At 70.3% G+C, this 22,003-nt stretch carries 12 protein-coding genes; 6 read left to right on the forward strand and 6 right to left on the reverse strand.

Annotated features, from left to right (window positions below; genetic code table 11):
* Positions 1–66 precede the first annotated feature (66 nt).
* Genes ACZ6S4_RS20855 through ACZ6S4_RS20870 form a run of 4 tightly spaced genes read left to right on the forward strand, consistent with a single transcriptional unit; the run spans position 67 to position 10,045 of the window.
* Positions 67–480 carry a YbaB/EbfC family nucleoid-associated protein gene (locus ACZ6S4_RS20855; RefSeq protein ID WP_465476528.1) on the forward strand — a complete coding sequence of 138 codons (414 nt, stop codon included), beginning with the start codon at positions 67–69 and terminating at the stop codon, positions 478–480.
* Positions 473–805 (forward strand): hypothetical protein, encoded by a 333-nt coding sequence (locus tag ACZ6S4_RS20860; RefSeq protein WP_465476529.1) that lies wholly within the window; start codon positions 473–475, stop codon positions 803–805. Before ACZ6S4_RS20855 ends, ACZ6S4_RS20860 begins: the two co-directional genes overlap by 8 nt.
* On the forward strand, positions 802–9,549 hold the full coding sequence (locus ACZ6S4_RS20865) for a toxin glutamine deamidase domain-containing protein (RefSeq protein ID WP_465476530.1): 8,748 nt from the start codon (positions 802–804) through the stop codon (positions 9,547–9,549). Before ACZ6S4_RS20860 ends, ACZ6S4_RS20865 begins: the two co-directional genes overlap by 4 nt.
* The gene (locus ACZ6S4_RS20870) at positions 9,536–10,045 is read left to right on the forward strand and encodes a hypothetical protein (protein ID WP_465476531.1); all 510 of its coding nucleotides are present in this window, start codon (positions 9,536–9,538) and stop codon (positions 10,043–10,045) included. The genes ACZ6S4_RS20865 and ACZ6S4_RS20870 overlap by 14 nt, the downstream gene beginning before the upstream one ends.
* 721 nt (positions 10,046–10,766) lie before the next feature.
* Here the strand turns inward: ACZ6S4_RS20870 and dnaB are convergent.
* Positions 10,767–12,209 (reverse strand): replicative DNA helicase, encoded by a 1,443-nt coding sequence (gene dnaB, locus ACZ6S4_RS20875; RefSeq protein ID WP_465476532.1) that lies wholly within the window; start codon positions 12,207–12,209, stop codon positions 10,767–10,769.
* A 575-nt stretch (positions 12,210–12,784) separates the two neighbouring features.
* Between dnaB and ACZ6S4_RS20880 the strand changes: the two genes are divergently transcribed.
* Positions 12,785–17,119: a hypothetical protein gene (locus ACZ6S4_RS20880; RefSeq protein ID WP_465476533.1), complete on the forward strand. Its 4,335-nt coding sequence runs from the start codon at positions 12,785–12,787 to the stop codon at positions 17,117–17,119.
* A 69-nt stretch (positions 17,120–17,188) separates the two neighbouring features.
* Here the strand turns inward: ACZ6S4_RS20880 and rplI are convergent, their stop codons facing one another.
* The 5 genes from rplI to ACZ6S4_RS20905 all read right to left on the reverse strand — a co-directional run bounded on the left by rplI (position 17,189) and on the right by ACZ6S4_RS20905 (position 20,149).
* Positions 17,189–17,638, reverse strand: a complete 450-nt coding sequence (gene rplI, locus ACZ6S4_RS20885) for a 50S ribosomal protein L9 (protein WP_465476534.1) — start codon at positions 17,636–17,638, stop codon at positions 17,189–17,191.
* 14 nt (positions 17,639–17,652) lie between these two features.
* Positions 17,653–17,892: a 30S ribosomal protein S18 gene (rpsR, locus tag ACZ6S4_RS20890; protein ID WP_007073789.1), complete on the reverse strand. Its 240-nt coding sequence runs from the start codon at positions 17,890–17,892 to the stop codon at positions 17,653–17,655.
* A 35-nt stretch (positions 17,893–17,927) separates the two neighbouring features.
* Entirely contained in the window at positions 17,928–18,494 is a 567-nt protein-coding gene (locus ACZ6S4_RS20895) for a single-stranded DNA-binding protein (protein WP_465476535.1), read from the reverse strand.
* A gap of 67 nt (positions 18,495–18,561) precedes the next feature.
* On the reverse strand, positions 18,562–18,852 hold the full coding sequence (rpsF, locus tag ACZ6S4_RS20900) for a 30S ribosomal protein S6 (RefSeq protein WP_023563150.1): 291 nt from the start codon (positions 18,850–18,852) through the stop codon (positions 18,562–18,564).
* A 289-nt stretch (positions 18,853–19,141) separates the two neighbouring features.
* Positions 19,142–20,149, reverse strand: coding sequence for a hypothetical protein (locus tag ACZ6S4_RS20905; protein WP_465476536.1), 1,008 nt, complete (start codon positions 20,147–20,149; stop codon positions 19,142–19,144).
* A 150-nt stretch (positions 20,150–20,299) separates the two neighbouring features.
* Between ACZ6S4_RS20905 and ACZ6S4_RS20910 the strand changes: the two genes are divergently transcribed.
* Entirely contained in the window at positions 20,300–21,076 is a 777-nt protein-coding gene (locus tag ACZ6S4_RS20910) for a deoxyribonuclease IV (RefSeq protein ID WP_465476537.1), read from the forward strand.
* Positions 21,077–22,003 lie beyond the last annotated feature (927 nt).

Raw genomic sequence — 22,003 nt, forward strand, 5'->3', positions numbered from 1 at the left:
TCGCGCCGCCCGGTAGGGTCACCTCGATCGATGGTCGGGTGCCGGGGGAGGACGACCGTGGCGGACATGGCGGATCGCGATGCCAACCACGCGCTGCGAGCGCGCTTCGACGACGTGTACGGGCAGTACCAGCGGCTTCGGTCCGGAATGGACGACATGCAGCGGCGACTGGCGGAACTGCAGGTCACCGCGGAATCCGAGGACGGTCTGATCCGGGCGACGGTGGGCCCTCGGGGTCAGCTGATCGACCTGCGCCTGGATCGGCGGATCTACCGTGACATGGACGCGGCCGAGCTCGGCCGCAAGATCGTCGCAACCACGGAGAAGGCGGCCGCGCAGGTGGCGGAGCAGGTGCAGGAAATGATGTCCGGCTACCTGCCGGCCGACTCGGGCCCGATGCAGTTCATCCGGGACAACAACTTCGGCTCACTGCTGCGCCGCCAGGACGCGATCATGCGCGAGGCGGACGGCAATGGCTGAGGAACTGTGGCTCGACCCCGACCGCGTGCTGAGCGGCGGCCGTGACCTGGCGGCAGCCGGCAAGCACCTGACCGCGGAACGCTCCGGCGCCGGCGGCGAGCTCGCCGCCCTCAGCGGCCAGCGCCCCTGGGGCGCCGACGAGATCGGCCAGGCCTTCGAGAACAACTACCGCCCGATCGAGCAGCAGGTGCTGCTGGCCTGGGAAAAGCTCGGCCTGTACGTCGAGGGCCTGGGCGACGCGGTGGTCGACACGGTCCGTGAGGCCACCGAGACGGACCACCACGCAGCCGTCCAGGTGGAGCGGACGTACAGGACACGCTCGTGACGATCCTGCCCAGCCCCATCCCGCACCCGCTCGACTACATGCCGTTCGACGTGCCCGGCTGGGCGTACGAGGCGCTCGAATGGGTGGTCGGCTTCGACTGGCCGGAAGGCAACGAGAAGACGACCTGGGACGTCGCCGACCGCTGGTACGCGCTGGCCCAACGCCTGGCCGAGCCGCGCGACGAGGCCTACGACGCGGCCGGCCAGGTGCTCTCCGGGTACGGCGGAGCGGGCGCGCAGGCCTTCAAGGGCGCCTGGGACCAGCTGTCCGCGGACGAGAACGCGCCGCTCAACTCGCTCCTGGCCATCGCCGACGAGCTGGGCAAACTGGTCGAGGAATGCGGCTGCGACATCGAAGGCGCCAAACTCGAGGCCTGGATCGAGATCGGCCTGTTCCTGATCGAACTGATCGGCATGGCGGTCGCCGTGGCGCTGACCCTGGGTGCGGCGTCCCCGGTGGCGGGCGGCCTGATCGCGGCGACCCGGCTGGCCATCCAGCAGATCTTCAAGCGGCTGGTCCAGCAGCTCAGCAAGAAGGCGATCAAGCAGTCGCTGAAGGAGGCCGGGCAGCGGGCGGCCAAGCAGCTGACCACGAAGGCGGGGCTGAAGAAGCTCGGCAAGGAAGCCTTCAAGGAGGGCTTCGACGAGATGCGCGAGGAGATCGCCACCAACGGGGCGATCCAGGCGTACCAGAACTCGACCGGGCGGGCGCACGGCTTCGACGTACGGGATCTCGGGATGTCGGCGGCCGGCGGATTCGCCGGTGGGTTCGCGGCGAGTGGGGCCGGCATCGGCAAGGGTGGCCACGGTGGCGGGGGAATGACCCGTGGGATGGCCGCGGAGGTGCTCGGGGAGTTCGGCGGGGCTGCGGTCAGCGGGGATCTGCCGGATCTGGAGAGTGTCGCCAAGTCGGCGAGCTCGGGGGCCAGTGGGTCGCTGATGGACGGCGCGCGGACGGGCTTCGCGGACGGGTTGGCTGATCAGGTCGGCAATCTCGGGGTGCCTGGTGGTCCGGGGTCTCTCGGGCCGGGGTCGGGCGACGAGTCCGGGCCGTTGTCGTCGGTTTCCTCGCCTGGTCCGGCTTCCTCGTTGCCTGGTCCGGCTTCCTCCTTGTCCGGTTCGCCTTCTCCCTTGTCCGGTCCGGCTTCTCCCTTGTCCGGTCCCGCTTCTCCCTTGTCCGGTTCGCCTTCTCCCTTGTCTGGTTCGTCCGATCCGACGTCATTCGCCAGTGGATCGAGTGGTTCGTCGGCTGGGGCGGTGTCCGTATCGGCAGATGGTGGGTCGGGGTCTTCGGCTCGTTCGGGTGAGTCGACTTCGGTGGCTTATTCGGCTCCGGCGCCCTCTGGTGGGGTCAATCTTTCGAGCCTTGCGCCTCCGGTTGATGCGCCTTCCTCGTTCGCGGGGGATACGGCTGCTTCCGGGTCTTCCGGGTCTTCCGGGTCTTCGGGGTCCTCGGGCTCCTCAGGCAATGGCGCGGGTGCCGGCTCGCCTGGCGGGCTTGCGGGGTCTGGGTCTGGGTCGCTTGGCGGAACGCCTGGGTCGATGGCGCCGGGTGGGCTTGGTTCTTCCGGTGGTGGGTCGATCCCCGCCGGGTCTCTGGCCTCTGGATCTGGGCCTTCTGTTGCTGGAGCTTCGGCGCCTTCCGCAGTTGGGCCTTCGCCGGCCTCGGTGGCGGGGACCTCGACCTCGGCGGCGGGTAGCGGGGGTCCGGTTGGCGGGTATTCCTCAAGCGATGGGGTGTCGGGCAGCGCAGGCCCCCGGTCCGCTGCGGCCGCGGGTGGGCTCAGTCCGTGGTCTCCCTTCGGAACCGATACGTCGAGCAGTGGGACCACGCCTTCCGCGAGCCGGGGTTCCGGGGTTGATCTCAGCTCGCACCCGGACACCGTGGCTGGGAGCCGGCCGAACGGCGCCGCATCCAACCCCTCGGTGGCTGGGCCTGTCGGCAATGGCACGCATCCGACGCCGACCGGCACCTCTCCGAACGTCACGTCGCCCAACGGTCTGAACTCGACCACTCGGCCCGGCCCGAACATCACCGCGCCCGCGACGGCTGGCCCCAACAGCACCGCGCCCGCTACGGCCGGTCCCACTATCAGCGCGCCCTCTACGGCCGGTCCCAACATCACCGCGCCCTCTACGGCCGGTCCCAACAGCACCGCGCCGACTACGGCCGGTCCCAACAGCACCGCGCCCGCCACGGCCGGCCCAAATATCACCACGCCGGGCGGGACCAGCCCGAACGTCACCACGCCCGGCGGAACCAGCCCGAACATCACCACGCCCGCCGGGACCAGCCCGAACATCACCACGCCCGCCGGGACCAACCCGAACATCACCACGCCCGCCGGGACCAACCCGAACATCACCACGCCCGCCGGGACCAACCCGAACGTCACCACGCCCGCCGGGACGGGTCCGACTGTCACGTCGCCTCGGACCAGTCCTGAGGGCAGCACGCCTGCTGGCAGTGACCCCGGTTCCACGTCACCGCGGACTTCTGCGGCGCCGGTCGGGGTGGCCTCGGTGCCGGGGACAGCTCGAGTTGATGTCACTGCGCCGGCGGCCAGCGGGATCGGGACCGGGTTGCTTCCGGGGCGGACCGATTCCGGTGGACCTGCGCCGAGCAACCCGACCACCCGACCGCCGCAGGTGCCCGGGCCGCGGGACGGGGCTGTGGACGTACCGTCGCGAATTAGCACGACCTCGACGGATCCGGCGGCGATCGTGGTCGGCGCCGGTCCCGGCCGCGGTTTGGCGCCGCAGACGGCGGCCGCGCCGGAGACCGAAGTGGACGGTTATCTCCGGTACGCCCGGAGGCTCCGCCAGTCGTATGCGGCGCACCGTCGTCAGGAAGTGATCGACGCGATCGAGAGCAAGGCGGAGAGCGCGCGCCGCCGGGCCCGCAGCGCACGGCGATCTGCCCGGGTTGCCCGTTTCCTCAAGTTCGATCCGCACATGGCGGCGTTCTTCCAGGCTCACGTCGATGTGGCGACCGCGGAGGCCGAGCGGGCGGAGGCGCAGGCGGCGGCGCTCAAGGACCCGGCGTGGCGGCCGCCGCCCGGAACCATCACCGACGTCGCGCCGCAGCACTGGCATCGGGCCAATGAGGACCGCGGCCGGCTGGCGCGCGGTGCGGTGACGTTCGGCAACCGGTCGATGCTCACCGGTAACGATCATCCGCCGCCGATCGACGCGACCCGGCCCTACGGGACGAGGGCGGGCCTGCGCGAGCCGCTCGCCCAACACCAGATCGACCTGGAAAGCGCGGTGCCCCGCGACGGCAACGGCGATCCGGTACGCGGTGCCGACCCGCGCGCGCCGTACTTCCAGCTGGTCAACGACGGTGGCTCGAAGGCCGACCCGACGCGCGGGATCAACTGCCAGGACTGCGTGCTGTCGTTCTTCGACACGTACGTGCACGGCCGGCCGCGGGTCTCGGCCCCGCGAACGTTCGACGGCTACGCGGACGGCGACTCGACAAAGCCCCTGTACGGCGAGGACATCGGCCCGGAACGCGTCGAGCACGCGACCGGCGGCCGGTTCCAGTCACTGTGCGCGGGTGTGGGCGGCGACCACCCGGCGGTCGCCGGCCAGAAGATCCAGCAGGCGCTTGGTGACGTGTCCGCGCAGCTGCTGGCGGGTGGGCACGGATCGTTCGCGTTCCTGGTCAACGCGTGGGAAGGCGGCTCGGCGCACGCCTGGGCGGCGGTGAACCAGAACGGCCAGATCCTGTTCGTGGACCCGCAATCGGGCCGGGTCGCGCCCCCGGGCACCAGCTTGTACGGCCATCTCGGACGTCCCGACGCGGGGAACGTGGTGGCGCTGGATGCGCTGGTGGTGGACGGGCGGGGGAACCCGATGCCGTTCAACGGGAGGCCGGATGGGCTGTGGCGGCCCAAGCAGACGACTCTGCCGCCTCCGCCTCCGCGGCCGGCGCCTATCTACTACTCGTCGGCGTACCAGCAGCAGCCTGCTCCTTCGCCGTCGCCTGGTCCTTTCCCGGGGCCCTCGCCGTCGCCTGGGCCTACGCCTTCGCCGACGCCGCGCCCCGCGCCTGCACCGTCGCCATCGCCTGGGCCGCCGCCTTCGCCGGTTCCGCCGCCCTCACCTGCTCCGGACCCTGCGCCTTCGCCCGCACCTGACCTTGCGCCTTCGCCCGCACCTGACCCGGCGCCGGCGCTCTGGTCTGCATCGCCACCTGCGCCTGATCTCGCGACGCAGCCTGCACCCGCGCCCGACCCGGTGCCGGCGCCTCGGCTGCTCGCCCCCTCTCCGTCGCCAGCTCTCGATCTTGTCGAGCCCACGCCGACTCCCCGGCTGGAGACGCCAGACGCCCTGCTGGCGGACGACCTCGGCCGGGTCAGCCAGGCCGAGCCGGTTCCGCCGTTCGATCCGCGACCGGGACCTGACCCGCAGCCCAGCCCGACGCCGCCGACACCAGAGCCGCCCGTCACGCCGCGGCCCGCTCCCAACCCGGTCCCATCGCCGCGACGCCCGGTCGACCGCATCGCCGAAGCGCTGGCCCCGAGGCCCGCGCCGGTGGATCGCATCGCGGAAGCGCTCGCTCCCCGCGACGACCGGCAGCCGACGCACGGCAGCACGCCGAACTCCACCGACCCGAACCCCACCGATCCGGACTCGCCGATCGACGAGGCGTTGAAATCCGGCACGCCGAATCAGACGGCCGGGATTCACCCCGACCGGGCCGAGTGGCTTGAGCAGGTGCGGCTGGCCGAGCATGACGCGCGGGAACGGAAGTCGTACCGCGAGTACATGCAGCATGCGCGCGCCACGCACGAGGACAATCGGCGCGCCGAGTATGCCGACTATCTGGTGCGGATCGCTGACGGGCAGCGGGCCAAGGTGCTCGACCTGGGCATACAGGCGAATGCCGCCCTGGCGTCGGGTTCGACGCTGCTCGGCGAGCATCTTCGGGCCGAGGCGCGGCGTACCAGTGAGGACGCCGACGACCTGGAGCTCAGGGCCCGGCAGGTGCTGGCCGGGGAGTTCGCGCCCGAGCGGGTCGAGGTCGAGCCGGCGGACTGGGTGCGGATCAACGACGACGTCGGCACGATGGCGCTGGGCGGGGTCGAAACCGGGGATCAGTCGGCGCTCACCGGCGACGGCATTCCGCCGCCGGTCGACCAAAGCCGGCCGTACGGGAAACGGGGCGGGTTGCGCGCGCCTCTCGCCGTACATCAGGTTGATCTGGAAAATGCCATGCCGCGCGATGCGGACGGCCGGGTGGTGCGCCTGGCCGATCCCCGGCAGGGGAATTGGTTCGGCCTGGTGAATGACGGCGGCCCGGCCGCCGACCCGACCCGCGGCATCAATTGCGTGGACGGCGTGCTTTCCCTGTATGAGACCTACGTGCACGGTCGCCCCCGCGTCTCGGCGCCGCGCACATTCGATTCATACGCGTACGGCGACCCGACACGCCCATTGGGTGCGGAAGATAGAGGCCTGGCCCGCATCGAGGACACCGTCGGCGGTGAATTCCAGGGGCTGTGCCCGTACGTGGGTGGGCTGGACCCGCAGCAGGCGAAACAGGCTGTGGACACGGCCATGACGAATCTGCACAACCATCTGTACAACGCGGGCCATGGCGCTTTCGCATTCATCGTGACGGATTCGGAGGAAGGCACGGCCCACGCGTGGGCAGCGGTGAACCAGAACGGCACGATCCTGTTCCTGGATCCACAAACGGGCCGCCTGTCGGAGGAAACGCCGCTGTACTCCCACGCGGGAGTCAAGAACGACGGCAACGTGATCTCGATGGACGCGGTGGTGGTGGACGGACAGGGCCGCCCGGCGCCGCTGCCGTACCACGAGGCCGGCCTGTGGAGCCGATCGTCACTGGAGCCGACCGGCGCGACGCCCGCTGACCCGGCCGACGATGGAGCAGCGAACGAGGGCGATACGGCCGAGCAGGATCCGCAGCCGTCGGTGGATGAGCAGAGCGACTCAACCGAGGTTGGACCGCTCAACGACACGGATGAAGATGCGGATGTTCGGCTATCAGGCGATCCTGCGATTCGATCTATCAGGAACGATAACGAGCCTGGTCGCCTACCAGGTGCTACTGGACAACCCGTTCCAAGCGGTGATCTGGAGCGTCCCGCGGAGAGCCTGGATCAGCGCTCCGGGTCTGGCAGTCCCGATCCTGTACGACGACAAGTACCAGGAACGCCGGGAACAGGTGACTCGGCCCGCGGCGGAACAGATCGCAGTGGAGAACCTCCACACGGAACTTCCGAGCGACGAAACACTCCGAGTGATGTGCGAGGAGGGCGAGAGGATGGGCTGGACCTTCGGTCCACCTCGCCGGTAGCGCCTGGTAACGAGTCGCTAGCGGGGCCGGCAGGCACCAGCGGCGCCAAACCGCCGCGAATTCCGGTGTCCGAGATGGTCGCCGAGGACTTCGATCCACGCGAGGCGGAGCGCCGTCAGCTGGCGGCGCTGGAGCCAGAGCACAGAGCCCTCATTGAAGGCTCTGTCGACCAGGCCATGAAGGACGCCGCCCGGCTGCAGGTGACTCTCCAAGACGTGGTCGCATCGATCAACGATGCCTTCGGCGACGGCGCTGCCCAACTCGTCGGCGTCGAGCATTCTTATAAGACGAAGTCCTCACTTGCCCGTGCCTTCGCCGCCGAGTTCGAAGCGGAAGAAATTTCGCCCGAAACGTTCTTGAGCAATACCAAGGACCGGGTGCGGTTCTCGATTCAGCTACCTGAAGCCGGATATGACGCGCATGCCCTGACGGCTATAGCGGAACTACGGAGCCGGGGCCACGACTTCAAGAAGGTCGTCAACTTCTGGCGCGGAGATGGACGCCACAATGGACTCAACGTCACTGTCGTCGACCCGCAGGGTGTAATCTACGAGTTGCAGTTCCCGACCGAGCTATCACGGTCTATTGGAGCGGCTACGCATACACTCTACGAGGTAGTGCGGCACCCGGCGGCACCAACTGCCGCCCAGGTCGATGCTTTCCTCCGCATGCTTGCCATCAACAAGAATGCGGGAATAGCAGACCGACTCCCCACCAGCTTGCATGGATTGAGACAACTCGAGGGCGTTGACTGGAAGGACGTCAATTCGACCTTCCAGAAGTGGGTTGCCGAACGGGATGAGGATTGGCACAGGTACCTGAGGGACCTGCACAGTGAAGGCTCAAGCTTCGATAGAATTCTCGATCGGACCGGTCTAGTCCGAGCCGATGTTTTCGAGAGCATGGGATCGGATGACGATGACAGCAGCGGAGTTCGGCTATCGGGCGATCCTGAAGTCGGACATGTCGGGAGCGGTGACGAGCGTGATCGCTTACGAGGTGCAGTCGACGGCTCCCCTCCGAGCGGTGATGTGGAGCGCACCTCGGAAGGCGTGGATCTACGCCCCCCAGCAAGCCGGAACGTTCCTCAGGGATCCGAACTATCGAGAGAGGATCCGCCGAATCAACCGAGCCGAGGCCGAGCAGATCGCGCAGGAGTCTCTCCTGTCGCCCCTTCCGACGGAGCAAACCCTCCTGGAGATGCTCGACGAGGGCCAGGCAATGGGCTGGGACTTCGGTCCACCGCGCCAGTAGCAGGCCCAGCAGACCCCAGCAGTGCTGACACGTCACGGGATGGCAATGACGGACGGGGAGTTCGGCTACCGAGCAGTCACGGACTCGGAGCTGAACACGGTGACGAGCCTCATCGCCTACGAGGTTCACATGAGGGGTCCACTTCAGGCGGTGCTGTGGAGCGTGCCGCGGAAGAAGTGGATCTACAACCCGAGCGTGGCGGCCACATTTCTGTTCGACCCGAATTATCAGGGAAGGACTCGGCCGCTGGATCGCGCGGAGGCGGAACAGATCGCCCGGGCGGCCCTGCACTCGGAACTCCCAAAGGAACAGACGCTCCTGGAGATGTTCGAAGAGGGCGAGAGGATGGGCTGGGAGTTCGGCCCACCCCAGGCGTAGGAGTAGACCGGCACGAACAGGATCCTGTGGAGCGCGGCGGATCTGGCGTGGATCTACGCTCCGGCAATAGCAGCGCGCAGGCTGAACGACCACCAGCACCAGGACACGGCGGAGCCGGCCTTGAGCACGGAACTACCCCACGAGGAAACGCTGCTCCAGATGTGCCAGGAGGGCAAAACGGGCCCCCGCCGGAGCTGACCTCCGACGCGCCGGTCGCAGGCGAGAGCTTGCCCACCAACGCCGGCCCCGTGGTGATCAACGGCCTGATCGGCCAGATGCAGGGCGCACTCGGTGATGACTTCGCCATCGGTGCCCACTACCTGGAGCTTTTCGAGTACGAGCACGAACGCCGGCAGGCCGAACACCTCGGCCAGTCCTTCGACGTCCGGGCCCTCGAAGCTGCTCACGGGCGTTCCGACGGCCTCGGCAACCCCGATGTCCTCCTGCGGACCGACGGTGCCGACGTTGGTGCGTACGGTGATCTCAAGCGGTTGGATCCCGACCTGAAGCCCGACCGCAAGGATGCGGATTTCTCCCGGCGGGTCGAGAAGCGCTTGCGTGAGCCCTTCGGGCAGGACCCGCGGATCACCGTGGCGGTGGTCGACGGCCGTGAGGTCGGGTTGACGATCGACGCGGCCGTGCGGGGGATCCGGCGCGCGCTCGGGTTCTGGCGGCAGCAGGGGCGCGATGTGCTGCCTGAGCAGCGCATGATCGTCTTTACGGGCGACGGAGGTTCTGTCGTGTGGCGTGGTGACACGGGAGACATCAATGTCAGTGCGTGAGCAGCTGTTCGTGCGGACCGACGGGTCACCGGCGGAGGTCGCCGAGTTCGTGGCCAAGCTGATCGGTGGCCGCACCGAGGTACGCGACCAGCAGGTCTGGCTGCTCGTTGACACCGCCCGCCTGGTGCCAGGCGTCGACGGCGAGTTCGGCGGTCCCGTCGTCGCGCACAACTCCGAGGCGGCGTTCCGGCCCGACGGCGAGTTCGAGGCACCGGACGCCTACGACGTGGAGTTGCGGCTGTGGCAGGCCGGCGGCCGCCGCGTGGAGCCGACCACCGGCGCCGACATCGAGGAGCTCGCCGCAACCGCCGTCTTCCAGGCGCTGGCGACCTCCGCTCACCTTGCCGTGATCCACGTGCATGACGACGACGTGCTGCTGCGCGCCGCGCTGCCTGGCGCCGGCACGGCTGAGTTCCCGGAGGGCACGACGATCTACGACTGGGACGAGGACAAGTGGAACGGCTTCGTCCTTCGGACCGAGCCGGGCGATGCCTGACCCCGGGAAAAGCCTTCACCTGTACGCGTACGGCGAGGCCTACGACGATCTCCGGCCGGCGTTCCTCATCGACGAGCGGGTCTACGACGACCCGCAGCTCGCTCAGGCCGTCGTTGAGTCCGCGGACGCCGCGATGACTCGAGCCGGCGTCATCTACGAGGTCGAGGTGACATCCGGACGGCATGCGACCCGGCCCATCGGCGTGCCGACCTGGGAGGAGTTCAAGCAGCGACACCTCGTCGACGGCGTGCCCCTGCCGGTACGTCCTGCTCGTCACGACCCCGCGGTTCCACCGTCCTGGGCAGCCATGATTCGCGCCGTCGAAGATGCGCATCGCGCCGTGCGTGAGGAACTCATCCAGCTGGTCACCACTGCCCTGCCCGGCCAAGACGTCTTCACCGCGCACGACCCAGGACCCCTGCGCCGGTCGGCCGGCTCGGTGAACTGGAGTGAGGAGAGCTTCGGCTTCGAGGTGACGATCCACGCCGGCCTGGGTGATCTGCCCCCCGTCGAGGCCTTGGACCGTGTCAGCACCCTGCTGGCAGCGCACGGCTGGCGGCTTGAGAAGCGCGTCACCCGACCGGCCGGCGTCGCGGTGGAGGGCTTCCGAGACCATTTCGTTGTCCTCGTGGACGCCCGGCCGTCCGAAATCACCGTGCTGGGTGAGTCGCCTCTCTACCGGGCACCGGCCGCCCGTGCCTCCGCCTTCGTGATTGCCGCGCTAGACGATCGCCATGTCGACGAAGCGCGACAGGTGCAGTTGCGCTGCCACCGTAACCGTGTCCGTAGGGCCGTTTCGGTGCTTGGCCACGATGAAGTCCGCCTCGCCCGCTCGCGGGGACTCCTTGTCGTAGTAGTCGTCGCGGTGCAGCAGGATCACCACGTCGGCGTCCTGCTCGATCGAGCCGGACTCACGCAGGTCGGACAGCTGGGGGCGCTTGTCGGTGCGCTGCTCCGGGCCACGGTTCAGCTGGCTCACCGCGATCACCGGACATTCGACCTCCTTGGCGAGCAGCTTCAGGCCTCGGGACAGCTCCGCGACCTCCTGCTGGCGGCTCTCCGTCTTTTTCGGGGAGGACATCAGCTGGAGGTAGTCGACCACGATCAGTTTCAGGTTGTGGCGCTGCTTGAGGCGGCGGGCCTTCGCCCGGATCTCCATCAGGTTCATGCTCGGGGTGTCGTCGACGAAGATCGGGGCCTCGCTGATCTCGCCCATCCGGCGGGCCAGCTTGGTCCAGTCGTCGTCCGAGAGCTGACCGGAGCGCAGCACGTGCAGGGGCACCCTGGCTTCCGCCGACAGCAGGCGCATGACGATCTCGATCTTGCTCATTTCCAGGGAGAAGATGGCGCTGGCGCAGTTCGCCCGGATGGCCGCGTTGCGGGCGAAGTCCATCGACGCGGTCGACTTACCCAGACCCGGACGGCCGGCGACGATGATCAGCTGGCCGGCGTGCAGGCCGTTGAGCAGCCGGTCGAGGTCGGAGAAGCCGGTCGGTACGCCGGTCATCATGCCGTTGGTGGCGCCGACCGCCTCGATCTCGTCCAGGGTCGGCTGGAGCATGTCGGCCAGCACCGCGAAGTCCTCGGAGACCCGGCGCTCGGTCACGTCGTACACAGCCTGCTGGGCCAGGTCGACGATGTCGTCGACGTCCATGCCGCCGTTGCCGCCCGTGCCGTACCCCAATTGGGTGATCTTGGTGCCCGCCTCGACGAGGCGGCGCAGCACGGCGCGCTCGGAGACGATGCGGGCGTAATAGGACGCGTTGGCGGCGGTCGGCACGCTCTCGATCAGAGTGTGCAGGTAGGGCACGCCGCCGATGCGCTGCAGGTCGCCGGAGTCGGACAGCGCCGCCGCGACGGTGACGCCGTCGGCCGGCTCGCCGCGGCCGTAGAGCTCGAGGATCGTGTCGAAGACGGTCGCGTGCACCGGACGGTAGAAGTCGTGTGACTTGAGGATCTCGACGACGTCGGCGATCGCGTCCTTGGAGAGCAGCATGCCGCCGAGCACGCTCTGCTCCGCGGCGATGTCCTGCGGCGGTGACTTGTCGAAGCCGCCGGTCTGGGGCGGCGGTCCACCGGCGCCTGGCGGGCGGCCACCGGGGGGCTTACCTCCTGGGGGTGACTGCGGCCGGGAATCGGGTCGTGCGTCGTCGGTGATCGACATGCCGACCTACCCCTTCATCGTCGTTCCTGCTCCGTGATCAAACAGCCCGGGTACGACACTTTCGGGTGAGCAGGACCCCCAGGTGAGTGACGGGGACCACAGATTCACCGGAAAAGTCGGCCCAGGCCACGAAGAGGGACCTGATCCGGCGCGGGTAACCATACGAAGCCGCACGTCACAGACCCAAGCGGGCCGGTGGACGAGCCTCGGGACAACCTGTGGACAACCCGCCTCCTCCTGTGCGCGGCCCTGTGCACAGCCTGTGTACAACGCCTGGGGATTCCGGGAGGCGCGCCCATCTGAGCAGCACTTTTGTCGTCCCCACCGTGTGGAGAGATAAAAAGAACGCCATCGTGAGCAAGCTGTCGTCCCAAGACATTGCAGATCGGACGCGCGCACGTCACGCTTTTCTGGTGGACCAACGGGAGTGGGACTACGGAGCCCGCCTGCCGCGCGAAAGAAGCGCGTCGGACTCCTGGACACCCACAAACCGCCCGGAAGATCCCGATTCGTCCGCTAAAGCGGAGCCTGGAGCCACCGTCTGGGGCACCGGCTCGCCGGCCGACACCGGCAGCATGCAGCCGATTCCCGAGGCTGTGGCCTGGTCGCTGCGGGCCGATGCCTGGGCGCAGAATCCCGAAACACCGGGTGAGTCCTCGGGCACGGTGAGTCGATGGTCCGACGTAGCGGCGACCGGCCGTCCCGCATTGCCGGCCGAGGGCGTCGGCTGGCGCACCCAGACCTCCGAATGGCGTTCCACCGCGGAGAGCGCCCGCTGGCGGCAGACGACCGAGTGGCGTTCCGCCTCGGGCACGCACGGCTGGCGCACGACCACCGAGGCATGGCAGAGCGGCGACGCCGACGCCGTCATCCCGCCGCAGGCGGAAGCCCCGACCCGGCTCCCGGCCATCTCCGGCACGGCGTGGCCGACTCCCGCGACCGACGACCAGGCCGGCTCGGCCCCGAGCTGGCAGCCTCCGGACGCCACCCCGTCGTGGCAGCAGCCCGGGGAGCCGCGGCAGAGTCAGCCCAGCGCGACCCCACCGTGGGAGTCGGCGCGCAGCGAGGACCGGCCGGCGTGGCAGCAGTTCACGTCCTCCAGCGCCACCCCGTCGTGGCAGCCCGCCGACGCGCCCCCGCCCCGGCAGCCCGACGCCCGGCCGTCCTGGGACAGCCGACCGAGCTGGCAGGCCTTCGCCGAGACGCCCCGGCCCGCGGCCGAGCCGTCCTGGCGTGAGCCCGCGCGGCCGGCCGAGAGCTGGCAGACGCCCCAGCCGAGCGCCCCGACGTCACACTCCGGCAGCTGGTCGGCACCCGTCGACGACGGCCGGCACCTCGTCCGCGAGGACGACCGCGCGGCCTGGCGCGAATCGGCCGCCGGACAGACGCGACCGGCCGACGGCCCGCCCCAGGTGGGGCGCCGCCGGGCCCCCGATGTGGGCTCTCGCACAAGCGGGGGTACGGGGTGGACGGCGCGTTCCGAAGCCGACAACTGGGCGGGGCACACCGACACCGGCAGCATGCCCGCGTTCCAGGACCCGGCGACCACCGACGCACCGAGCTGGCGCCGCGGCAGCACCGAACCGCCGGCGCCGGACGGCTGGCGTACGAGCACCACCACGAGCAGCTGGCAGAGCAGTCCGCCGGTGACCGACAGCTGGCGCAGCGCTGATCAAGCCCGCACGGATCAGCCCCGCACGGACAGCTGGCGCACGCCGCCGGCAGCCGAGGGATGGCGCAGCGGCGACGAGGCCCGCGCCGATGGCCGGCGCGACACCGGCTCCTGGCGCCGCGACCCGGAGCCGGGCCCAGCAGTCGACCCGTGGGCGCAGAGCGCCGCCGAGACGGGCGTCATCCCGCTGCCCCTGCAGCCACGTGACCGCGACCCGGACAGCTGGCAGAGCCGTACGGACACCGGCAGCTGGCAGCGCGACGCAGACACCACCGGCCGCCGAGGCGGCAGCGACCCGGGTGTGAACGGCGATAGCGGCTCGTGGCAGCGCGGCGTGGAATCCGGTCGCACGGATACGGGTTCGTGGCAGCGCGAAACCGAGGTCGGCAACCGCCAGAGCCGGATCGAGCCGGGCTCCTGGCAGCGCGAGCAGGACAACGGCCGAACCGACACGGGTTCATGGCGACAAGGACCCGAAACCGGCCGCACAGACACCGGTTCTTGGCAGCGCGGACCGGACAACGGCCGCACCGAAACCGGTTCCTGGCAGCGCGGACCCGAAAGTGGTCGCACAGACACGGGCTCCTGGCAGCGCGGACCCGAAAGTGGCCGCACAGACACGGGCTCCTGGCAGCGCGGACCCGAAAGTGGCCGCACAGACACGGGCTCCTGGCAACGCGGACCCGAAAATGGCCGCACCGATACGGGCAGCTGGCAGCGCGGTCCGGAAGTCGGGCGGACCGACACCGGGTCATGGCAGCGCGGCCCCGAAACCGGCCGCACAGACACAGGTTCTTGGCAGCGCGGAGTCGAGCCCGGCCGCACAGACACAGGTTCCTCGCAGCGTGGAGTCGAGCCCGGCCGCACAGACACCGGCTCCTGGCAGCGCGGCCCCGAAACCGGTCGCACAGACACCGGTTCCTGGCAGCAGGGTGCACCGAACGGCCGTAGCGCCGACGCAGGACCGCGGCGCCGCGAGATCGAGGCGCCGCAGGCCTTCCAGACCCCGGCACCGCCGCGCGGTGGTGAGATCGAGCGCTGGCCCGGTTCCGACCCACGCCGCGGCCAGGAGCCCTACCGCGCCCCCGAAGCCGGTCCGGAACCCCGCCGCGACCAAGAGCCCTACCGCGTGCCCGAAACAGGCCCGGCCCCTCGCCGTGGTCAGGACGCCTACCGTGCCCCCGAACCGGGACCGGAGCCGTGGCGCGGAGCCGAGCCAGGAGCAGACCCGTGGCGCGGAGCTGAGCCGCCGCGTGACTTCGAGGCCCCCCGCGGTCCCGAGCCACGCCGTGGCCGGGACCGGCGAGACATCGACGCGCCGCGCGGCCCGGAGCCCGGGCGAGGCGTCGAGGGCGGCCAGCGCACCGGCGGCATCCCCCGCGGCCCGGAAGGACCGCGCGGACGGTCACGCCCGGAGTTCGAGCGCGGACCGGAATCCCCCCGGGAGTACGCGGACCGGGGCCGCCGGCGCGAACGTGACACCAGCTGGCAGCAGGAACTCGCGTCCGGCGCTTGGAACCGGGACCCCGAGTCGGATGTGTGGCTGCGCGACAGCGACACCGGCCAGTGGCACCGGCAGGAGCTCGAGGACGAGGAAGACGAGGACGATGACCGAGGCCCGCGCCGAGGTCCCCGTGACGACGATCGCGGTAACGGTGGCGGCCGACGCGCCATCGAGAGCAGCGAGGCGGTCTCCCGCCGTGATCGGGACGAGTCCGCGCGCTTCCGCGGTGAGCCGGCCGACGAGGACCAGGGTGGCCGGCGCCGCACGGCCGAGCCCCGTTCGACGCGTCTGCAACTGACGGCGAGCGCGGAACCGCCCCTCGACCCCGAGATCTGGCGCCGCGACGGCGAATCACCCACCAGGCCGATCCCCCCGCAGGCCCTCACGCGACAGCGCGACGGCAACATGCCCGTCTCAGCGCAGCCCAGCACCTGGGACCGCGAGCGCGACATGCCCGTATCGGCCCAGCCCGGCCCGTGGGACCGCGACGCACCGGTCTCAGCCCAGCCCGGCGCATGGGACCGCGGCGCGCCGGTGTCAGCCCAGCCGGGCGCGTGGGACCGCGAGCGGGACATGCCCGTGTCCGCCCAGCCCGCGACCCGGGACCGCGACGAGGACATCGCGCCCGGATACCGGTCGCGGGAGACCGACCAGCCGCCCGACCAGCGCCGGCGGGCCATCGCACCTGATCTCGATGAAGCGGCCTACGACGGCGCAGGCCGCCCGGTTTCCGCGCAGCCGGCAGCCTGGCAGCGGGATGTCGATCCGATGTCCGCGCCGCCGGACCAGCGGCCCCGCGGCGCTGCGTCCGTGCCCGGACCCGACTCGCTGCGCCGTGACGGCGGCACACCCACGCGTCCCGTGTCCGGCACGGCGGCCGCGCCGGTGTCGTCCCAGCCCGGTGCCTGGCGGGCCGATGCCCAAGCCGCCGCCCGGGCCGACGCCTGGCGGAACCAGCTGCGCGCCGAGCAGGGCGAACCACCGCTGGTCAGCGACGCGGTCACCGAGATCCGCCCCCGTGAGCCGGGGGCGTGGCGGGAGGCTGAGGCGGAGGGTCCCGGCCGCGGCTCGGCGACCTACCGCGAGCACAGCACCGGGGACTGGCGGCGCGAGCTCGGCACCGACGGCGACCTGGCCGACGGTGAGTCGCGGCGAATCAGCACGGCTGACTTCGTGCCGTTCCGGCCGCCGTCGAAGAACGGTGCTGCGGCGTCGGTGAAGGTCCCGGCTGCAAACTCGGCCGCCGAGGGCGCCACGGAGGTCATTCAGCGTACGGGAGCTCGGTGGCAGGACCCGCCGGACACCCAGTGGCCGCCGCGCGGGGCCGTGGCTTCGGCCGCCGGCACCTACGAGCGGCGCCCGGTCAGCACGCTCCCGTCGCCGTCGGCGCGGCAGAACGACCTGCTCGAACCGGATGAGGAGTTCGAGGAGGACACCGGCGGTCCGCTCGCGGCCGTGGGTTACACGGTCGTCTGGTACGGCGTGCCGGTCGTCCTCTTCGTGCTCTACATGCTCGTGCTCAACGGCAGCCAGCAGGCGCACGCGCTCGACACCCTGGCCGGCGCCGCCCCGCAGTTCGGCCTGTCCCTGGTGCTGAGCATGCTCGTGGCGGTGGGCCTGCGCTGGGCGAGCGGCTCCTGGAAGGCAGCCAGTGTCGGCCTCGCCGCCGCGGTGATGGGCGGCGGCCTGGCGACCGTGCTGACCTCCGCCATCACCGGTCAATCCCTCAGCTGACAAGCGAAACCCCGGAAACGACAGAGCGCGCCGGACCCCGAAGGGCCGGCGCGCTCAGCGTGAAGCGTGTTACTTGGCGGCGACGACGTTCACGGGGAACGACGCGGTCACCTCGGGGTGCAGCTTGACCTGGACCTTGTAGGCGCCCGTGGTCTTGATCGGGGCCGTCAGCTCCAGGCGACGCCGGTCGAGAGCCGGACCGCCGGCGGACTTGACCGCGTCCACGATCTCGGCCGGGGTGATCGACCCGAACAGGCGGCCGCCGGTGCCGGAGCGCGCCGTCAGGGTGACCTTCAGGCCCTCGAGCTGGCCCTTGACCTCGTTGGCCTGGCCCAGATCGCGGATCTCACGGGCGTCGCGCGCCCGCTTGATGACCGTGACCTGCTTCTCGGCGCCCTTGCTCCACTGGATCGCGAAGCCCTGCGGCAGGAGGTAGTTACGGCCGTAGCCGTTCTTGACCTCGATGACATCGCCGGGGGTGCCGAGGCCCGACACTTCCTGCGTGAGGATGATCTTCATATCGGTGCCTCCCCTCAGCGCGCCGTGGCCGTGTACGGCAGGAGCGCCATCTCACGGGCGTTCTTGACCGCGCGGGCGATCTGCCGCTGCTGCTGCGAGGTCACGCCGGTGACCCGCCGAGCGCGGATCTTGCCGCGGTCGGAGATGAACTTGCGCAGCAGCGCGGTGTCCTTGTAGTCGATGTAGGTGATCCCGTCCTTGTCGAGCGGGTTCACCTTCTTCTTCGGCTTGCGAAGTGCCGCAGCCTTAGCCATAGCTCTTGACTCCTGAAATCATGACCCGTACGGGTTTAGAAAGGTGGCTCGTCGTCGAACGAGGAGTTGCTGCCGCCACCGCCGCCAGCGGCGGGACGAGAGCTGGAAGCCGGGGCCGCCGTGGCCCAGGGGTCGTCGAAGTTGTTGCCGCCTCCGCCGCCGCTGGGCTGCCGGTTGCCACCACCAGCGCCGCCGCCGGAGGCGCCGAAGCCGCCCCCACCGCCGCCGCCGCCGGACCGGGACATCTTCTGCACCTTCGCCGTGGCGTAGCGCAGGGACGGGCCGATCTCGTCGACCTCGAGCTCATAGACGGTGCGCTTCTCGCCCTCGCGGGTCTCGTAGGACCGCTGGCGCAGCCGGCCCTGCACGATCACCCGAGCGCCACGCTGCAGCGACTCGGCGACGTGCTCGGCAGCGTCACGCCAGACGTTGCACGCGAGGAAGAGTGGCTCGCCGTCTTTCCATTCGCCCGACTGCCGGTCCATCGTCCGCGGCGTCGAAGCGATGCGGAACTTGGCGACCGCCGCCCCCGAGGGGGTGAAGCGCAGCTCAGGATCGTCGGTCAAGTTGCCGACGACCGTGATGGTGGTTTCTCCTGCCATGATCTTCTCCTCGCCGCTTCATGCGTTTCGCAAGGAGGCTCCCAGAGCCCCCTGACAAAAACGACCGTCAGCGGGTCTCGGGCCGGATGACCTTGGTACGCAGGATCGACTCGTTCAGCCGGAGCTGACGGTCCAGCTCGGCCACGGCCTCCGGCGTCGCCTGCAGGTCGACGACGGCGTAGATGCCTTCGGCCTTCTTGTTGATCTCGAACGAGAGCCGGCGACGGCCCCACACGTCGAGCTTCTCCACCGAGCCGCCCGCGGTGCGGATCACGTTCAGGTACGTGTCGAGCGACGGTGCAACGGTGCGCTCCTCGAGACTGGGGTCGAGGATCACCATGAGTTCGTAATGACGCAAGACGTTCTCACCTCCTGTGGGCTGAACGGCCACGGTCTCTCCGTGGCAGGAGGTCTTGTGTCGCCCGCAACAGAAAACCGTGGGCGGCGCCCACGGCAGACCTGTTGCGAACCGAGCCAGCATACCCGGAGCCGGCCCGACGCCCAAAAAGGGCCCCGTCCACAGACGAGGCCCTTCGAGGTGGAAGCCGCGGGGCGTCCGGTCCGCATTCGCTGGGTGGGACCTGGGGAGGAACGACCACACCGATGAGGTTGGAACGGCCGCCCCGCGGAGCTTGCTGAGGAGTAGTCTACGCGACGCTTGCCCGAGATGCACGTTGCGACACAATTGCCCGAATTACTCCGATTGCTACGCCCAGCACGCTCACCGTGGCGATCACCGCGAGCAAACCGATCGGCTGCGACTCCGGCAGCGGGCGCATCGTCGCGACCGGCTCCGCCGCGACGATCCCGGAGGACGGACCGGCCGGGAGCTCCGGCGCGGCCGCCGTCGGCGACGAGGGCAGATCAAGCGTGGGTACGCCGGGAAGAATCGTCTTGTCGTCACCGGGCGGCATCCCCGAGAACGCCGGAACCGCTGCTCCCGCCGTACCCCGGGTCGGGATCTTGGTCTTGATCCGCGGAGCCGCACCGCCCTGCGGCATGGCCTGTGCCGCCGTGGTCGCGGCCTGGGCTGCGACGCTGCCGGCGTGCGACGTGCCCGGCCGGATCGTCGCCGGCCGCCCGGCGGTCGTGGTCGACGACCGCTGCGGGCGCGTCGCCGGCGCGACCGAGTCGGGCAGCGTGGAGCCGCTGTCGGTCGGCGTGCCCGTCGTGGCGGCCGGGGCATCGAGCGTGGTGGGCGTATCGGCCGGATCGGTGGTCGTGTCCACCGGCGCGGGAATCGGGTCGGGCTTGGCCGTCAGCGTCGGCGAAGCGGTGACCAGCACCGGCGTCGCCTGATCCGTGATCGCGCAACTGGGATCGAGGGTGACCGCGGTCGTGCCGCGACGGAAGACCACCTCGGTCGAGCCGTCGTCCGGAATCGTGCCCCGGGACTCGCCGTTGAGCCGCAGCCGGGCGCCGTGCCCGGTCCGGTTGACCAGCCGCACCCGGCCGTCCGCGGGCACGGTCATGACCTCGACGGACGGCGTTGACCTGCAGGAGAGGCCGAGCACCCCGCCGCCCGCGAAGACCACCTGCCGGCCACCACCCTCGACCTGGTCGGCGTTGGCCGTGCCGGTCGTGAGCAGCGCGGCACCGAGCAGAAACCCGCCCAGCGCCGTCGCCGTCACACGGTTTCGGACTTGCCGCGACATGCACCATCTCCCAGCTCGCACCGATTGGCACCGGTACGTAGGTATGTGTGATCCGCTCGATTAACGACGCGCCGACAAGGGCGGTGACGCGCACGGTCGTCAGACGGCGACGGCCGGTGACCGTCGTACCCTCGTCGTAGGCTCGGACCCATGCGCATCGGAGCCCATGTCGATCCCGCCGAACCCCTCGACGCGGCCGCCGCCCGCGGTGCTGACGCCGTCCAGTTCTTCCTCGCTGATCCGCAGGGCTGGAAGGCCCCGGCGGAGCGCCCGGACGCCGCGGCGCTCAAGGCGTCCGACGTGGACGTCTACATCCACGCGCCATACGTGATCAATGTGGCCACATTGAACAACCGGATCCGCATCCCGAGCCGCAAGCTGCTGCTGGCCCACGCTCGTGCGGCGGCCGCGGTGGGCGCGCGCGGCCTGATCGTGCACGGCGGCCACGTCAACGCCGGCGACGACATCGCCGTCGGATTCGACAATTGGCGCAAAACCTTCGCGTACGCGGAGAAGGAAGGCGGCCTGCCGCTGCCGATCCTGATCGAGAACACGGCCGGCGGCGACCACGCGATCGCCCGCCGCTTCGACAACCTGGCCCGCCTGTGGGACGCCGTGGGCGAGTTCGGAGCCGGGTTCTGCCTGGACACGTGCCACGCGCACGCGGGCGGCGAAGAGCTCCTCGACATCGTCGACCGGGTCAAGTCGATCACCGGCCGGATCGATCTCATCCACGCCAACGACTCGAAGGACAGCTTCGACTCCGGCCGCGACCGGCACGACAACCTCGGCAATGGCAAGATCGACCCGGAGCTGGTCGTGGCGGCGATCCGCGCCGCGGGCGCCCCGGCGATCGTGGAGACGCCAGGCGGCGTGGAAGGCCAATCCGCCGACATCGCGCTGCTGCGCGAGAGGGCGGCCAGCTGACGCAGCGGCACAAGGGAGCAGCATGACGACCGAGCAGCCGCCGCAGCGCGGGGCCGACCCGACCGCGGGCGGATCCGGGCCGGGGGAGCGCGCGGCCGGTTCGAGCGAGGGAACGGGCGCAGTGTCCGCGACCGGACCGGGTACGGCTGAATCCGGCGCGGCTGAATCCGGCGCGACTAGATCGAGCCCGAGCGGATCGAGCCCGAGCGGATCGGGTGCCAGCGGATCGAGCCCGAGCGGATCGGGTGCCAGCGGACCGGGTGCCGGCGGATCGGGTGCCAGCGGACCGAGCCCGAGCGGATCGGGTGCCAGCGGACCGAGCCCGAGCGGATCGGGTGCCAGCGGATCGGGTGCGACCGGATCGGGTGGCACTGATGCTGGTGCGGTCACAGCGCAGGCGACGGAATCCAGCGCGGCCGCCCTGATGGGCGACAGCGCCCGTCCGCCGACCAAGCCGGTCCGGCGGTGGGCTGGTCTGCGAAGGGCCCGTGCCGGAAAGTCCGCAGCGGTCGCGCCGGCTGCCCTGCGGCCCGCGGTGCCGCCGCACAGCGGTTCGGCGGCGGATCCTTTCGCCGGCTCCCAGTCCACGAAGGACCCGTCGGCAGCCGGTGCGGATCCCTCGGCGAAATCGCGCAACCCGGCGGTGGAAAGCCCCCGGCCCAACCCGCCGGTCGCTGACGAAAGCGTCTTCCCCACCAACGGCCTGCCGCCCGACTTGATCCCTCCGGCCAAGCCGTCGAGCGCAGCCGCAGAGGGAAAAACCAAGGCCGGCGCGGCAGCGGACAAGGTTGGTTCTGCGGCGGACAAGGTCGGCGCCCCGCCGGACCGCGACACCACAGCCACCGGCGACGACGCCCCCCGCACCGAACCTGGCGGAAAGACCAGCACCAATACTGACGCCGCGCCCACCGCCAAGGACAGCACCAA

This window comes from Actinoplanes sp. NPDC051405 (assembly GCF_055586185.1).

Excerpts from the sequence above, each read along its gene's own strand:
- dnaB (WP_465476532.1), bottom strand. The coding sequence starts at position 12,209 with ATGTCGATCACCGACGACGCACGACCCGATTCCCGGCCGCAGTCACCC.
- rpsR (WP_007073789.1), bottom strand. The coding sequence starts at position 17,892 with ATGGCTAAGGCTGCGGCACTTCGCAAGCCGAAGAAGAAGGTGAACCCG.
- ACZ6S4_RS20895 (WP_465476535.1), bottom strand. The coding sequence starts at position 18,494 with ATGGCAGGAGAAACCACCATCACGGTCGTCGGCAACTTGACCGACGAT.
- ACZ6S4_RS20910 (WP_465476537.1), top strand. The coding sequence starts at position 20,300 with ATGCGCATCGGAGCCCATGTCGATCCCGCCGAACCCCTCGACGCGGCC.
- rplI (WP_465476534.1), bottom strand. The coding sequence starts at position 17,638 with ATGAAGATCATCCTCACGCAGGAAGTGTCGGGCCTCGGCACCCCCGGC.
- ACZ6S4_RS20870 (WP_465476531.1), top strand. The coding sequence starts at position 9,536 with ATGTCAGTGCGTGAGCAGCTGTTCGTGCGGACCGACGGGTCACCGGCG.
- ACZ6S4_RS20905 (WP_465476536.1), bottom strand. The coding sequence starts at position 20,149 with ATGTCGCGGCAAGTCCGAAACCGTGTGACGGCGACGGCGCTGGGCGGG.
- ACZ6S4_RS20855 (WP_465476528.1), top strand. The coding sequence starts at position 67 with ATGGCGGATCGCGATGCCAACCACGCGCTGCGAGCGCGCTTCGACGAC.
- ACZ6S4_RS20880 (WP_465476533.1), top strand. The coding sequence starts at position 12,785 with ATGCAGCCGATTCCCGAGGCTGTGGCCTGGTCGCTGCGGGCCGATGCC.
- ACZ6S4_RS20860 (WP_465476529.1), top strand. The coding sequence starts at position 473 with ATGGCTGAGGAACTGTGGCTCGACCCCGACCGCGTGCTGAGCGGCGGC.